The sequence below is a fragment of the Paenibacillus yanchengensis genome, assembly GCF_042684845.1.
GTDB classification, from domain to species: domain Bacteria; phylum Bacillota; class Bacilli; order Paenibacillales; family Paenibacillaceae; genus Pristimantibacillus; species Pristimantibacillus yanchengensis.
Map to the genome: position 1 here is coordinate 122174 of NZ_JBHUMH010000064.1, position 14442 is coordinate 136615.

The window sequence follows — 14442 nt, forward strand, 5'->3', positions numbered from 1 at the left end:
CCCCTCCTGTTACAAAGGATAATTATTGAATTTTAAACAACTTGTTGAAAAATCCTTTGATACCTCCACTCAAACTCGATTTTTGCTCCATATTTAAAAATGACATTGCGATTTGATCGATTGCTCTAGATGCTGGGCAATTAGGAAAGCAAAGAATGAAAGGGATTTGTCTTCGTACAGCTTTGGAGACAAAAGAATCATCAGGTACGATACCCAATGAAGGTATTTCTAATTGTAAAAACTGTGCTGCAACTTTTTGCAGTTTTTCCATTGTTCTTTCACCTTCACGATCATCAAGCGCGCGATTAACTACAAGTCGGAACGTTGCTTTAATTCTCATCGACGTTAACATTTTAATCAATGCATAAGCGTCCGTTATCGCTGTTGGCTCTGGTGAAGTAACGACTATCGTTTCATCCGATGCAGATACGAAGCGGGCGGTCTCATTCGAAAGACCTGCACCAGTGTCAAATAAAATTATATCATACAACCCATGCAATTGACTCATTTCATAGGTAAAAATATCTAATTGTTTAGGACTAAGCTGCAATAAATCTTTTACACCTGATCCGCCATTAATATAGTGTAGATTTTCTGGTCCTGTCGCAATGATTTCTTGAATAGTTTTTTCTCTTGTTAACAAATGATACAGGTTATAAGGAGACGACTGTCCCATAAGAACGTCAATATTAGCCATTCCAATATCTGCATCGAACAGCAATACTTTTTTGCCAAGTCGCTGTAAACTAAGGGCAAAATTCAAACTGAAATTAGATTTGCCCACCCCGCCTTTACCGCTTGTAACTGTAATGACTCGAGTAGATTTATTATTTTCTTCATGAAGTTGTTGCTCTACCAATTTTCTTAAAGAAGCAGCTTGATCATTCATCATCGGCGTCACCTAGTAATAACTCAATATACGGTAGCTCAGCAAATGTATTTATATCGTCTGGTACGGTCTGCCCTTTAGTAACGAAGGTAGGTCTCACTTCATACTTTCGAACTAAGTTTAATATAGAACCATAAACAGAAGTTTCGTCTAATTTGGTAAATAGGACTTTAGTTACACCGTATTTCAAAAAACGCTCAGTCATAGTAGACATATCAGAGCTTTTGGCTGTTAAACTAAGCACTAAAATTTTTTCAGAAGGTCTTGTTGTTTGTGTTAAACTAATTACTTCCGAAATTTGCAAATCATGTTGATAATTCCGACCAGCCGTATCCATAAATACAATATCCATCGCAGCTAATTGCTCATGTGCTCGTGCAACATCACTTTGTGAAACAACGACTTCTAATGGTATGTTTAGTATCGTAGCATACGTTCGTAATTGGTCTACAGCTGCAATACGATATGTATCTGATGTAATAAAACCAGCTTGTTTATGGAGAGAGATTTTATATTGAGCGGCTAGTTTAGCTATCGTTGTCGTTTTTCCCACCCCGGTTGCACCGAGTAAAAAAACAACTTCCGTATCCTCATCAATTCCATTTACTCCATAAGGCGCAAGCCATCTTTGCAAAATAATAGCGGCTTGCTCCCATATATATTGTTTCGTAATTGCATCGTTTGGCAGTTGTACTTGTTCATTTTCCAAATGAATTAATATCTCTTCACACAATTGCTCAATTGTTTCTGCCTCAACTTCTTGTTGCTGTAGCCGCAGTTTCAAATCTTCCAGTGGCTGTAGCTGATGTGCTTCCATTTGCTCGGAGCGGTTAATTTTTTGCAATTGTGTTCGCATTTCTTTTAACTCGTTCATAATCAGTTGTTCTGATGATATTGTTGCAGATGGAGGCACTATTTGCTCCCTATTTCTGTTTACAGTTGCCTGTTCATCAGTAACCACCATGTGATTGCTAGACCGTTTTTCTGTAGCAGTATGATCTGCAACTTTTAAAATTTGAGCAATAAGTTGATTGACATCTTTACTTTGCTCTTCTTCACCTTTTGGAGTAGTTACTGAGTTTTGTTCAATTGCAGCCGTTACCTCTATTTTCTTTTTACGAAATAATCCGAGAAATCCACCAATATAAATAGGTTTTGAATCGATAATGATGGCATCTTTGCCTAATTCTTGACGGATTAATTCTATCGCTTGAGGCAATTCATCTACTACATATCGTTTTACTCTCATACATTAACCACCCCAACACTTTGAACTTCAACATTTGGCTCTAACTCACTATAAGATAAAACTGGTATTTCTTGTAACGTTCGCTCTAGTAATTGGCGCAAGTACAATCGAATAGTAGGTGAAGCCAAAATGACAGGCTGTTGTCCAGCTTGCAATTGTCGATTCACTTGTTCGTTAATCTTTTGATACATCGTCTGAGCAGCTAACGGGTCCATTGCAATATAAGAACCAGAATCTGTTTGTTGTACTGATTCTGCTATTTTCTTTTCTAACTGCGGACCAACTGTAATGACTCGTAATACATCACTACCATTCGTATACTGTTGTGTAATTTGTCTAGATAATGCTTGACGGACATACTCTGTCAATACATCGGTATCTTTTGTATAATTGCCGTGATCTGCTAACGCTTCAAATATCGTTACTAAATCACGCACAGATATTTTTTCTTTTAACAGTTTAGCTAACACTTTTTGAATATCGCCGACTGTTAAAATGTTAGGAATCAATTCCTCTACTAATGCTGGATAATTTTCACGAACATTTTCTATTAACGCCTTTGTTTCTTGACGACCAATTAATTCGTGAGCATGCCTTTTAATAATTTCTGTCAAATGGGTAGCGACAACTGATGGCGGATCTACTACTGTATAACCAGATAATTCCGCTCGTTCTTTCGTTGATTCATCTATCCATATGGCAGGTAAGCCGAAGGCTGGCTCTGTAGTTTCTATTCCCACGATCGATTCATCCTCAAACCCAGGACTCATCGCCAAATAGTGATTTAACAATAGATTGCTACTAGCTACCACATTTCCTTTAATTTTAATAACGTATTCGTTCGGCTTTAATTGTATGTTGTCACGAATTCGAATAACTGGAACGACCAAACCCAATTCAAGTGCGCACTGTCTCCGTATCATAATAATACGATCTAGTAAGTCGCCTCCTTGCTGTGTATCAGCAATTGGGATAAGCCCATATCCAAATTCAAATTCAATAGGATCTACTTGCAATAAACTAATGACACTTTCTGGACTACGTACTTCTTCAATTTGCTGTTCTTCCGTAAGAAGATCATCTTGCACTTGTTGTTTACGTAATGTTTGCTGCATAATGTAAGCACCAATCGCAATCAGGATAGCGAATGGCCATGTTTTCAAAATGCCAATCGGTGTTAAACCAAGCATTGCTATCGTGCCAGCAACAATATATAACATTTTGGGATAGCGTAATAATTGCCCTGTAATATCATCTGGCAAACTTCCTTCAGATGCAGAACGAGTTACTATTAAACCAGCAGCGGTAGAAATTAATAATGCTGGAATTTGCATAACTAATCCATCACCAATGGTCAGAATCGAATAAATTTGCAATGACTCGCCAAACGAGTAATCATGCATAACCATTCCGATAATAAAGCCACCAATCAAGTTAATGATAACGATAATAATGGAAGCAATTGCATCTCCTTTAACAAATTTACTTGCTCCATCCATCGCACCATAAAAGTCTGCTTCTCGTTCGATTTTACTTCTACGTTCTCGTGCTTGCTGTTCATTGATCAAACCAGAATTCAAATCAGCATCAATACTCATCTGTTTTCCTGGCATTGCATCAAGCGTAAACCGAGCAGCTACTTCAGCGACCCTCTCGGACCCTTTCGTAATAACGATAAACTGTACAATAACGAGAATTAAAAAGACAATAAAGCCGACAACTGGTTCACCGCCACCTACCCAATTACCGAATGCAGCGATAACATCTCCTGCTTTTGCATTGGAAAGAATACTACGTGTCGTCGACACACTAAGCGCCAAACGAAACAATGTTGTAATCAATAAAATAGCTGGAAAGATAGAGAAATCTAGCGTCTCTCTCGTGTTCATTGCTACGAGTAATATCGTCAGTGCAAGTGAAATGTTCAAAATTAACAAAATATCAATAAGTAAGATAGGTATAGGAATGATCATCATGAGTACAATGCCTATTATTCCTAAAATGATTACTAAATCTTTTGCCTTCATGATGCCCTCCTTATCCTCGAGATGATCTTATGTTTTTTAATTTATATACATATGCCAAAACTTCAGCCACCGCTTGAAACAAATCACCGGGAATTTGTTCTCCTATTTCTGCTTGCTCATAAAGCGCTCTGGCCAGTGGCTTATTTTCCATTGTAATAACACCATGCTCCTTCGCAATTTCCCTTATTTTAAGAGCAAGATGATCTACACCTTTTGCTACAATTGTTGGCGCCTCCATCGAAGAAGCATCGTATTTTAAAGCAATGGCATAGTGAGTAGGATTCGTAATAATAACATCAGCAGTAGGTACCTCCTGCATCATTCGCTGCACAGCCATTTTTCGCTGTCGCTCACGAATTCTCCCTTTAATAATAGGATCTCCCTCAGTTTTTTTGAACTCATCTTTAATATCTTGCTTCGACATCTTAATACTTTTTTGATGTTCGTAGCGCTGATACATATAATCAGCAAAAGCAAGTACAATTAAAATAGCACCAATCTGAATCCCTAAATTAAATGTAACTTGAGCTGTATAATTAAATATATGTTCAATCGGCTGACTCGATAAACTTAATATATGATCCCACTCTCGTGTAATAGTGGTATACACAATAATCGCAATAATCGATACTTTAAAAACACTTTTCAAAAATTCTACTAAACTTCGTACCGAAAAAATCTTTTTAAATCCTTCTATCGGATTCAACTTCTTTAATTGTGGTTTTAAAGGTTCACCAGTTAACAAAAAACCAAACTGCGCTACATTCCCCACTAAGCCAATTACAATAACAATGGCAAATATAGGTAGTAATAAAACAGCTATTTTAGTAGCGATGCTAGTAAATAGAGGTAAAACATTATCGGCTGTCACTTCCATCAGTAGCCAATCTTGAAAAAAGCTACTGAATAACTGCAAAATATTTTGCTTAAAATAACTGCCTAACATTAAAAATGCAGCAAACGTCATTAATAAAATTAATGCACCTGGCAAATCAGCTGATTTGGCTACTTGCCCCTTTTTTCTAGAATCCGATCGCTTTTTCGGTGTCGCTTTTTCGGTTTTTTCTTGGCTAAATAGTTGCAAATTCATCGGTAAAGCAGTAGAAGATTGATGTTGCATGATGCAACCTCCTCATCAACACCAGTTACACAAATTTAATTATCATTGTTGTAGTATAGAAATAATTTGTTCTAACGATTGAAACATTGTAGAAAACAAATATTCAAATAAAACAGTTAATGCTGGAATAAATAACGTTAATAAAAATAAACCAATTATGATCTTCAAAGGTATACCAACAACAAAAACATTAAATTGTGGAGCTGATTTCGTTAAAAACCCAAGCCCAACGTCGGTTAAAAATAAGGCGACAATTAGCGGTGCAGCTACCTGCATAGCAATTAAAAAGGTATTACTAAAGGTTAATACTAAAAATTGCGTCACATTTCCATCTACTAGTTGAGCAAAAAAATCATTGTCAAGAGGTATCCATTCATAGCTACGCATTAACCCACTAATTAAAAAGTGATGACCATTTAACATTAAAAAATATAACATTAATACCATATACTTAAAATTTCCTAGTAATGGAGCCGATACACCTGTATTTGGATCTATAACGTTTGCCATTGCAAAACCAATCTGCATATCCATTAACGATCCAGCTGTTTGCACAATTGCAAAAAACAAATACACAATAAATCCTAACAACAACCCGATTAAGATTTCTTTTAGTATCAATAAAATAAATTCGGGTGTAGCTACTATCGTTTGCTGACTTCCATGTACCGAGAATATTAAAAGTGACATTGCAAATCCTAGACCGATTTTAAACATAGCTGGAATGTTACGAGCTGAAAATATAGGTGCAACGATAAAAAATGCAGTAATACGACAAAAGATCAATAAAAAAATCGGCACTCCTTGTAAAAATACGGATAGCAATCTTACTCACAACCTAACCGATATATTGATGAATGTTACTTAGTAATTGGTAAGTAAAATCAACTACAGTATTAAGAATCCAAGGGCCGAATACGATGACAGATATAAAAACAGCAACTATTTTGGGTACAAAGGCAAGCGTCTGTTCTTGAATCTGTGTAGTTGCTTGAAAAACACTTACTAATAAACCTACCACCAGTGCAAGTATAAGCATCGGGGCACTTGCCTTCAGCACCGTAAATACAGCTGAACCAGCAAGCCCTATAACAAAGTCGGCACTCATCGCCTTTCCCCTTTCTTTGTCAGCCTGCGTTAAAACTAAGTAATAATGAACGAATAATTAAATACCAACCATCAACTAGTACAAATAACAGTATTTTAAATGGTAGAGAAATCATAATTGGTGGTAGCATCATCATTCCCATTGCCATTAATGTACTGGCGACTATCATATCAATTACTAAAAACGGAATAAATATCATAAAACCGATTTGAAAAGCTGTTTTAAGCTCACTTAAAGCATACGCTGGAATTAAAATATGCAGTGGTATATCATCCAATGTTTCTGGCTTTTCTGTTTTTGTATAATTTACAAATAGCAGTAAGTCCTTTTCTCTTGTATGAGAGTACATAAATTTTTTCATTGGATCAGCTGCTTTTTCCAAAGCTACTGATTGTGATATTTCCCCTTTTAAATATGGTTGTAACGCTTGTTCATTCACTTGCCCTAAAGTAGGTGCCATAATAAAAAATGTAAGGAACATGGCTAAACCTAACAAAACTTGATTCGGGGGCATTTGTTGCGTACCGATAGATGTTCTTACGAAACCTAGAACAACTACAATTCTAGTAAAACTAGTCATCAATACTAAAATAGCGGGAGCTACGCTTAGTACTGTTATTATTAATAATAACGATAAGGCGCTTGTTCCAGCAGGCTCACTTTCATCACCACTACCAATATTAATTGAAATATCAGGTAGCCCTTGAGCTGTTACTGCTTGCGGAATCATAAACAGAAACAGCATGGCTAAGAAACAAGAAATCACCCATTTATTTTTCATTATCCATCAACCGTTCGTTTGATTTTGACTCATTCATCAGTTGTTTTAGTTCTTCACTGCGAAGTTTACGTTCTGTCAACTGTTTTTGTAGTAATGTTTCAAAAGTTGCTACTTCTTGCTTGTTATCTAGCTGATTAGCTGTTGTTTGCTCATTTGGATTTCCTCTCGCTCGATTTTTTTTCCATTGTTTCATTAGATTATTTATCGGCGTAGAAAAGTTACCCATCTCATGTTGATTTTCAAATAATGCTAGTATTTCTGCAACTAGCTCTGGATTATCTATTTTGTCTACTAACTGCACACCATTTTGATGTACACCAAGCACATAGAGACGTCCTGCAAGTTCTACAACTTGTAAAGAGCTTTGTTGTCCAAGCGGAGTTCCGCCTAATGTTTGGATTGTTTGCCTCCGACCACCCCATGGTCGATTGCGTCTACCAAGCCATCTAATTAAGATGATAATCATGACAACAACGAGTGCTAACGCAACGATGAGCCAAATCAAACTTTCTAGCATATTCGTATTATCAAGTTTGCTTCCTGGAAAGACATCATTGGGTAAGGAGCCGCTAGACTCTGTAGCGGGCATCCCTGTTTTTAAGATTGAAGTATACAACATATTCATCTAACCAAGCGTCTTTTTAATCGCTTCAATTACGCGATCTGCTTGAAATGGCTTTACAATAAAGTCTTTGGCACCTGCCTGAATTGCATCAATTACCATCGCTTGTTGTCCCATCGCAGAACACATAATCACTTTTGCATTTGGATCTATCGTTTTTATTTCTTTTAAAGCTGTAATACCATCCATCTCTGGCATAGTAATATCCATTGTTACCAAATCAGGTTTTACTTCCTTAAACTTTTCAATCGCTTGTGCTCCATCTTGCGCCTCACCAACCACATCATATCCATTTTTAGTAAGAATGTCTCGGATCATCATACGCATAAATGCAGCGTCGTCTACAATTAAAATACGATTTGCCATTTTTCAAATCCCCCTAGATAGTTAAATAAATTATTGTAATTTTTGAATACGATCCCACTGGCTGACGATATCGGTGACCCGAACACCAAAGTTTTCATCAATGACGACTACTTCCCCTTTGGCAATAAGTTTATTATTAACAAGAATATCTACAGGCTCTCCAGCCAATTTATCTAATTCAATGATCGATCCTTGCGACAATTCCAAAATATCTCTAATTTGTTTTTGCGTCCTACCAAGCTCCACTGTTACTTTCAATGGAATATCCATAAGCAAATTCAAATTGGTCTGCTCTAGAGGATCAAGTGCTGGTTGCCCAAATGTAGCAAATTGTACAGGCTGTACGTTGACATTGTTTTTAGGTGTAGCTGCTACTGGCTCCGTATAAATCATATTCGGATCAACTCCTGCCATTTGATTCATTGGCATCTCCATTGCTGAAGTAACGGGAGGACGAGCTGGTTCCTCTTCAAGTTGCACCGACACTTTTACTTGCGGTGCATTCATCGGTTGTTGAGTTACCGATGACGCTTCGACTGCTGCCATCGAATCATCTGGTTGCTCCATATCTCCCATTAATGTGACAACCATTTGTTTGGCAAAAGAGATAGGTAGTAATTGCATAATAGTTGAATCAATCAAATCACCAATTGTCAAATGAAAAGCTATTTTTATAAACATATCAACAGGTGGTAGACGATCTACCCCATTGCCAGTAGTAACATCCAATATATCAATACCTGGCGGAGATATATTAACTAAACGATTAAAAATTGTTGACATAGACGTAGCAGAAGACCCCATCATCTGATTCATAGCTTCTTGTACTGCGCTTATATGTATTTCTGTTAGTTCGTCTGTTGTTACTTCACCTTCGCCACCAAGCATAAGGTCAGCAATAACTTGAGCATCTTTTGTACGAATTATAAGCGAGTTAATTCCTTCAAATCCGTCCACATATTGAACGCTAACAGCTACATGTGGTTTCGGAAAAATATCACCTAGTTCATCCCGACTTACTAAAGTTACCTGTGGAGTAGTAATATCTACTTTTCTCCCCAATAACGTTGATAAAGCAGTAGCTGCACTACCAAAAGTAATATTTCCTATTTCACCCAGTGTATCTTGTTCCAATGATGACAAGAAATCTGAAAGTTGTACTTCAGATGACTGTTCCGGTTCATCTTTAGGCTCATTAGAAGTTTGACGAAGCAAGGCGTCAATTTCTTCTTGAGATAAATAATCTTTACTCATCATATTCTTCTGCCGCTCCTTCACTTACAATTTCATCCACTTGTATCGCCAATCGATCTCTAATCGTTCCGGGACTACCAATAAACTTTAATTTGTCGCCAACCTTTACATGTAATCCTTCTTCAATTGGCTTATTGAGGCTAAGCACATCTCCTACAGCAAGCTCTAAAAATTCTTTCACTGTAATATTAGTTTCGCCTAACTCAGCTTTGATTTCTAGCTTCGCTTTATGGACACGCTGCTCAAGAATATGAACTTCTTCCGGAATTCGCTCTTTCTTCTGCGATACAAACCAGTGATGAACGGAAAGTCTTGGCATAATCGGTTCTAAAACGACATGCGGTATACACAAGTTGATCATTCCAGTCGTATCACCGATTTTTGTACTAAAAGAAATTAACGCAATAGTTTCGTTTGGTGATACAACTTGCATAAATTGCGGATTCGTCTCCAATGCTTCCAAACGAGGCGATATGTCAATTACTGTTTTCCAGGCTTCTTGTAAACTATCAAAGGTTCTAGCAAAAATGCGCTCCATTATCGTAGTTTCAATTTCTGTTAAACTATTCATTTTTGCTGGTGCAATTCCTTGCCCACCTAGCACACGATCTAACATGGCGTAAGCTACGTTCGGATGCACTTCCAATACCATCCTGCCTTCTAATGGCTCTGCTTCGAAAATATTTAATATCGTCATTTTAGGGATGGAACGAATAAATTCATCATATGGAAGCTGTTCTACATCTACCACATTAATTTGTACAAATGTACGAAGTTGCGCAGAGAAATAAGTTGTTAAATATCTAGCGAAATTTTCATGTATACGTATTAAACTTCGAATGTGATCTTTAGAAAAGCGAACGGCACGTTTAAAGTCATACACGCTAACCTTTCGAGTGACTTCTTCTTTTTTCAAATCTTCTGCATCCATCTCACCAGAAGATAATGCAGCTAGTAATGCATCTATTTCATTTTGTGATAGAACATCGACCAATTAGCTCACCTCCTTCATGGAACACTTGCTGCCTGCTTTACATTGGAGTTATCATGTAGTCTGTAATTTCAACTTTGACCAGCTTTCCTTTAGGCAATACTGGATTGATCTCATTTAACAATTTTGATTCCAGCATATCTTCACCGGTTGATCCTAACAAATCATCCGGTTCTAAATCAGCAAGTATACGGCTAATAATTGGTTTAATTTCGATTTCGATTATTTTATCAAAATCTTCTTTAGCTTTTTTGCTGTCTAATTGAAAGGCAAAATTCATGATGACCATATAGTCAGGGTCTTTCAAATTACGTCTATAATCTTTTAATTCAGAAGTAACTTTTACACGTTCATTAGCAGATATCACTTTTGCATTAATCGGCTTAGCACTTTCTGCTGACTTTCCTGGCTCTGCAAAAAATTGATTAAACAAAACAATTGCTACTATAGCGATTAAGGCAATTGATAATAATGTCGTTATTATCCATGGAAGCATTTTTTTCATATTAAAGCCCCTCTTCATCCTTACTAGTGCGTGCCAAAGCAATATATCCAATTTCTCTTAAATATTGCTGACATAGTTCAGAAATTTGTACTGCTCTTTCTTTTACCACCAACTTATTTCCGGTAGTTAACGTTATAATCGTATCCGCTGCTTCATCAATAGTTTCAATTAATAACGCATTAATCATTACATTCGATCCGTTTAATCGAGTGACGGTAATCATCATTTACCCCCTCGTGCGTAGATGGGAGGCAATAAGCCCCCCTTTATTATATTTTATGCATACTACTACTATTTTTTCCAATCAAATCAATTATCGTTTTAGATTTACAACTTCTTGTAATATTTCATCTGATGTTGTAATAATACGAGTATTCGCTTGGAATCCACGCTGTGCAACGATCATTTCTGTAAATTCTGATGTAAGGTCTACATTAGACATTTCTAGTTGCCCTGTAACGATAGCGCCCGTACCAGCATCTGCATCATTAGCATTAAATAGGTCTTCCAACTCGCCATCCGGATTAGCATTCATCGTCATACGATATAAATTTCCGCCAACCTTTTCCAGTCCACTTGGATTCACTACTGTTGCTATTCCAATACTACCAGCATCGACATCTCCATCAGCAGTAACACCGATAATTTGACCATTTTGTGCAATAGAGAACGCAGTAATTGTTTCGTCCAAAGTGATTGGCTCGCCATCTTGACCAAGTACGAAGAAACCATCTGCTGTAACTAACTGTCTAGCGGCATCAACGATGAAGTTTCCAGCTCTCGTTAAAAAGCGATCTTCTCCGTTCGGTGATACAACGAAAAATCCATCTCCATCAATACGTAAATCAGTAGGTATATTCGTATTCATTGGGCTACCAGGTGTATGAATAGTATCTATCGAACCGATAGTAACACCCAGACCTATTTGACGTGGGTTTACACCACCACGAACACCATCTTCTGGAGATGTAACACCGCTAACTGTTTGGCTGAGTATATCTTGAAACATCACACGACCAGCTTTGAAACCAACCGTGTTGACATTAGCAATATTATTACCAATAACGTCGAGTTTCGTTTGAAAACCTCTCATGCCAGAAACACCTGCATACATTGATTTCAACATAGTGAAAATCCTCCTCTAATTCATATATGCCATTCGCTTGCATCTGTCGATCAGCTAGCTAAAGAGCTTCCTTTTCGGTCCAGCTCTATTATAAAATAATGGCACTATCTATTTGTGTAAATATATTATTTTGCATTTGTTTTCCATCCATCGCTGTTACAACTGTACGACTAGGAACATTAACGATAAAAGCTACGTTGTTATACACGACAAGAGAATCTTTTGCTCCCTTTTTTTCGGCAGCATCAATCGCATTACTCAGTTGCACTAGTGACTCTGGTTGAAGTTGAATTCCACGCTGTGAAAGCCGCATTTCGGCATGTTGACTAAATTTTAATAACTTATTATCAAGTATACGCTGGAAGCTGGTTGATGGAGCCGACTCCTGTACTCGCGAAACATTAGTTGGTGAAACTAAACGCTGGGTAGGATGTATCGAACCCGGTATCATCCCATTGTTAATGTAGTTATTCATTTACATCACCAGCTTCTTCCCCTTCTTCATTGCCAGGTGGATCAATTGGTGTTGGACTAACTTCTTCTGATTTCGGTTCCGATATCGAAATTAAATAGTCAATCGCAACTTCACTTTCACCAATTTTGGCGAACAATAATCCTTCTTTAAGTACAATAGAGTTGACAATACCATTTTTCGTAATTACTTCACCTTTATCATCATACTCATTCCATTGCACTTCTTTACCTATCAAATTAGATGCTGTTCCAATATTTTGCCGTAATAGTGTCAGCTCTCCCGTAATATTCATCAATTGTTCCACGGATGTAAACTGCGCCATTTGAGCAATAAATTCTTTATCTTGCATCGGCTGCATTGGATCTTGATTACGTAACTGGGCAACTAAAATTTTCATAAATTGGTCTTTTCCAAGCGCATCTCCAGCTTCTCGTTTTGAAGCTTTATAGATATTATCGGAATGATAGTTAGGCCAAACATTTCTTGTGAAAACTGAATTAGGCATAATTATATTTCACCTCCGTGTTTCCCATTTAGACCGACGTATTAATTGCTCTACCCATCCCTAATTGTTGAATAATTGTTTGTTGGAGTAACTCAGCTTCAAAGTTGATGGGCATCAATTGCTCCTCTAAATCATGCAACAAATGTTTTTGTTTATGTTGCTGCTGTTGTTGGTGGTGCTGCTGATTGAAATCAGTAGCTGGATTAGCCTGCTCATACGATACGACCATTTTTTCTACTTGCAACCCTTGCGCTTGAAGCGCTGCTCGCAGTTGTGCCATTTGCCCGTCTAACAAATCTCGTGCTGCTATATTATCTGTTCGAAATAGTGCCGTTAGTTGCCCATTTTGCATCATCAATTTTACATCGACTTGCCCTAATTGCTCCGGATATAATTGTAATTTTGCTTCAGACATACCATTTAACGTAGTAATCGTAAATCGTTGAACGATCATATCGGACATTGTATCAGCAAACTCATCAGCCACGACAAAAGTAGAAGCGGTAGATGATGTCGTCACTAGACTAGTCAACCGACTACCTAATTGCAATTGAGAGATAGGGACTGACGGAAGTGGTGCTGCTTCTGCCACAGTATCTGACGTAAGAGTTGCTAAAGTAGTCACTTGCTCCGTAGTTTCGCCTGTCTTAAACATAGTTGCATTAACTGTAGTTAACTTATGGAGATGTTCTACTGCTGATCCAGATGAATTACTATCTTTTAGTAACCAAGTAGGCACTTCTACTTTCAACTGCTGGTCGCTAAGTTTACTCTTGTCAGATAAAGACACCAACTGGTCTAGCTTCGATAAATTATTCATCAACTGCGACTGCAAATATTGCTCGTCGTGCTGTCCATACATCTTTATTTGAGTAGGTTGTTCCATACTAGTTTGTAGTTGTAGCAACATTTGTTGCAATTGTTGAAACAGCTGTTTTGTAGTAGCTTGCTGCATCTCGCCTTCCTTAACTACTGTCGATAAAGAGAGCTCGCTTGGTAAAGTAACAGGTTCCGTATCCAATTGCATAAAGTGAAAGATAGCTTGCATGTTATTCATTATTTGTTCTAGTAGTTCTACATCTATAACAGAAAGATCTGGGTTTTCTAGCCATTGGTCTATTTCTGTTAATAATGATTCCAACATATTTAATAATTCTTCATCGGACCATATTTCTGATTGTTCTGGATTAACGATCGATGACAATGAAGCTGTAAGTGGAATCCCGACGGACGGAATACTATCTTTTGCAACATTTTCACTTGAAGAATCGTTTAATTGTGTAAAGAGTACTCGCCCAAAGATTGGATTAACCGCACTATTACCTTCACTACTTACGATGGAAGCAGAATGATTGGTTGCTCCTGCTGCTGAGGCATTATTTAATATAGCAAATGGAGCGAGATTCATATTTTCACCTCCTTTC

At 37.4% G+C, this 14442-nt stretch carries 17 protein-coding genes; all 17 read right to left on the minus strand.

Annotated features, from left to right (window positions below; genetic code table 11):
• Positions 1-22: 22 nt before the first annotated feature.
• Positions 23-889 carry a MinD/ParA family protein gene (locus ACFSTH_RS20425; protein ID WP_377773595.1) on the minus strand — a complete coding sequence of 289 codons (867 nt, stop codon included), beginning with the start codon at positions 887-889 and terminating at the stop codon, positions 23-25.
• Entirely contained in the window at positions 882-2138 is a 1257-nt protein-coding gene (gene flhF / locus ACFSTH_RS20430; protein ID WP_377773366.1) for a flagellar biosynthesis protein FlhF, read from the minus strand. Before flhF ends, ACFSTH_RS20425 begins: the two co-directional genes overlap by 8 nt.
• Complete coding sequence (gene flhA, locus ACFSTH_RS20435; protein ID WP_377773368.1) at positions 2135-4165, minus strand: flagellar biosynthesis protein FlhA; 2031 nt, start codon at positions 4163-4165, stop codon at positions 2135-2137. The genes flhF and flhA overlap by 4 nt, the downstream gene beginning before the upstream one ends.
• Positions 4166-4175: 10 nt before the next feature.
• Positions 4176-5285, minus strand: coding sequence for a flagellar biosynthesis protein FlhB (gene flhB / locus ACFSTH_RS20440; protein ID WP_377773370.1), 1110 nt, complete (start codon positions 5283-5285; stop codon positions 4176-4178).
• A 42-nt stretch (positions 5286-5327) separates the two neighbouring features.
• Positions 5328-6071 carry a flagellar biosynthetic protein FliR gene (gene fliR, locus ACFSTH_RS20445; RefSeq protein ID WP_377773372.1) on the minus strand — a complete coding sequence of 248 codons (744 nt, stop codon included), beginning with the start codon at positions 6069-6071 and terminating at the stop codon, positions 5328-5330.
• A gap of 52 nt (positions 6072-6123) precedes the next feature.
• Positions 6124-6393, minus strand: coding sequence for a flagellar biosynthesis protein FliQ (fliQ, locus tag ACFSTH_RS20450; protein WP_377773374.1), 270 nt, complete (start codon positions 6391-6393; stop codon positions 6124-6126).
• 19 nt (positions 6394-6412) lie between these two features.
• Positions 6413-7174: a flagellar type III secretion system pore protein FliP gene (gene fliP / locus ACFSTH_RS20455; protein WP_377773376.1), complete on the minus strand. Its 762-nt coding sequence runs from the start codon at positions 7172-7174 to the stop codon at positions 6413-6415.
• Entirely contained in the window at positions 7164-7799 is a 636-nt protein-coding gene (locus tag ACFSTH_RS20460; protein ID WP_377773378.1) for a flagellar biosynthetic protein FliO, read from the minus strand. Before ACFSTH_RS20460 ends, fliP begins: the two co-directional genes overlap by 11 nt.
• The gene (locus ACFSTH_RS20465; RefSeq protein WP_377773380.1) at positions 7800-8162 is read right to left on the minus strand and encodes a response regulator; all 363 of its coding nucleotides are present in this window, start codon (positions 8160-8162) and stop codon (positions 7800-7802) included.
• A 30-nt stretch (positions 8163-8192) separates the two neighbouring features.
• Positions 8193-9419: a flagellar motor switch phosphatase FliY gene (gene fliY / locus ACFSTH_RS20470; protein WP_377773382.1), complete on the minus strand. Its 1227-nt coding sequence runs from the start codon at positions 9417-9419 to the stop codon at positions 8193-8195.
• Positions 9409-10410, minus strand: a complete 1002-nt coding sequence (fliM, locus tag ACFSTH_RS20475; RefSeq protein WP_377773384.1) for a flagellar motor switch protein FliM — start codon at positions 10408-10410, stop codon at positions 9409-9411. Before fliM ends, fliY begins: the two co-directional genes overlap by 11 nt.
• Before the next feature lie 37 nt (positions 10411-10447).
• Positions 10448-10912 carry a flagellar basal body-associated FliL family protein gene (locus ACFSTH_RS20480; RefSeq protein WP_377773386.1) on the minus strand — a complete coding sequence of 155 codons (465 nt, stop codon included), beginning with the start codon at positions 10910-10912 and terminating at the stop codon, positions 10448-10450.
• A gap of 1 nt (position 10913) precedes the next feature.
• On the minus strand, positions 10914-11138 hold the full coding sequence (locus ACFSTH_RS20485; RefSeq protein WP_377773388.1) for a flagellar FlbD family protein: 225 nt from the start codon (positions 11136-11138) through the stop codon (positions 10914-10916).
• 87 nt (positions 11139-11225) lie between these two features.
• Complete coding sequence (gene flgG / locus ACFSTH_RS20490) at positions 11226-12038, minus strand: flagellar basal body rod protein FlgG (protein ID WP_377773390.1); 813 nt, start codon at positions 12036-12038, stop codon at positions 11226-11228.
• Positions 12039-12126: 88 nt separating this feature from the next.
• Positions 12127-12513 carry a TIGR02530 family flagellar biosynthesis protein gene (locus ACFSTH_RS20495; protein ID WP_377773392.1) on the minus strand — a complete coding sequence of 129 codons (387 nt, stop codon included), beginning with the start codon at positions 12511-12513 and terminating at the stop codon, positions 12127-12129.
• On the minus strand, positions 12506-13018 hold the full coding sequence (locus tag ACFSTH_RS20500) for a flagellar hook capping FlgD N-terminal domain-containing protein (RefSeq protein WP_377773394.1): 513 nt from the start codon (positions 13016-13018) through the stop codon (positions 12506-12508). Before ACFSTH_RS20500 ends, ACFSTH_RS20495 begins: the two co-directional genes overlap by 8 nt.
• A 28-nt stretch (positions 13019-13046) precedes the next feature.
• The gene (locus tag ACFSTH_RS20505; protein WP_377773396.1) at positions 13047-14426 is read right to left on the minus strand and encodes a flagellar hook-length control protein FliK; all 1380 of its coding nucleotides are present in this window, start codon (positions 14424-14426) and stop codon (positions 13047-13049) included.
• Positions 14427-14442: the final 16 nt, after the last annotated feature.

What these genes read in the sequence shown, in the direction of transcription:
- ACFSTH_RS20425 (WP_377773595.1), bottom strand. Translation starts at nt 889, where the DNA reads ATGAATGATCAAGCTGCTTCTTTAAGAAAATTGGTAGAGCAACAACTT.
- flhF (WP_377773366.1), bottom strand. Translation starts at nt 2,138, where the DNA reads ATGAGAGTAAAACGATATGTAGTAGATGAATTGCCTCAAGCGATAGAA.
- flhA (WP_377773368.1), bottom strand. Translation starts at nt 4,165, where the DNA reads ATGAAGGCAAAAGATTTAGTAATCATTTTAGGAATAATAGGCATTGTA.
- flhB (WP_377773370.1), bottom strand. Translation starts at nt 5,285, where the DNA reads ATGCAACATCAATCTTCTACTGCTTTACCGATGAATTTGCAACTATTT.
- fliQ (WP_377773374.1), bottom strand. Translation starts at nt 6,393, where the DNA reads ATGAGTGCCGACTTTGTTATAGGGCTTGCTGGTTCAGCTGTATTTACG.
- fliP (WP_377773376.1), bottom strand. Translation starts at nt 7,174, where the DNA reads ATGAAAAATAAATGGGTGATTTCTTGTTTCTTAGCCATGCTGTTTCTG.
- ACFSTH_RS20460 (WP_377773378.1), bottom strand. Translation starts at nt 7,799, where the DNA reads ATGAATATGTTGTATACTTCAATCTTAAAAACAGGGATGCCCGCTACA.
- ACFSTH_RS20465 (WP_377773380.1), bottom strand. Translation starts at nt 8,162, where the DNA reads ATGGCAAATCGTATTTTAATTGTAGACGACGCTGCATTTATGCGTATG.
- fliY (WP_377773382.1), bottom strand. Translation starts at nt 9,419, where the DNA reads ATGATGAGTAAAGATTATTTATCTCAAGAAGAAATTGACGCCTTGCTT.
- ACFSTH_RS20480 (WP_377773386.1), bottom strand. Translation starts at nt 10,912, where the DNA reads ATGAAAAAAATGCTTCCATGGATAATAACGACATTATTATCAATTGCC.
- ACFSTH_RS20485 (WP_377773388.1), bottom strand. Translation starts at nt 11,138, where the DNA reads ATGATGATTACCGTCACTCGATTAAACGGATCGAATGTAATGATTAAT.
- flgG (WP_377773390.1), bottom strand. Translation starts at nt 12,038, where the DNA reads ATGTTGAAATCAATGTATGCAGGTGTTTCTGGCATGAGAGGTTTTCAA.
- ACFSTH_RS20495 (WP_377773392.1), bottom strand. Translation starts at nt 12,513, where the DNA reads ATGAATAACTACATTAACAATGGGATGATACCGGGTTCGATACATCCT.
- ACFSTH_RS20500 (WP_377773394.1), bottom strand. Translation starts at nt 13,018, where the DNA reads ATGCCTAATTCAGTTTTCACAAGAAATGTTTGGCCTAACTATCATTCC.
- ACFSTH_RS20505 (WP_377773396.1), bottom strand. Translation starts at nt 14,426, where the DNA reads ATGAATCTCGCTCCATTTGCTATATTAAATAATGCCTCAGCAGCAGGA.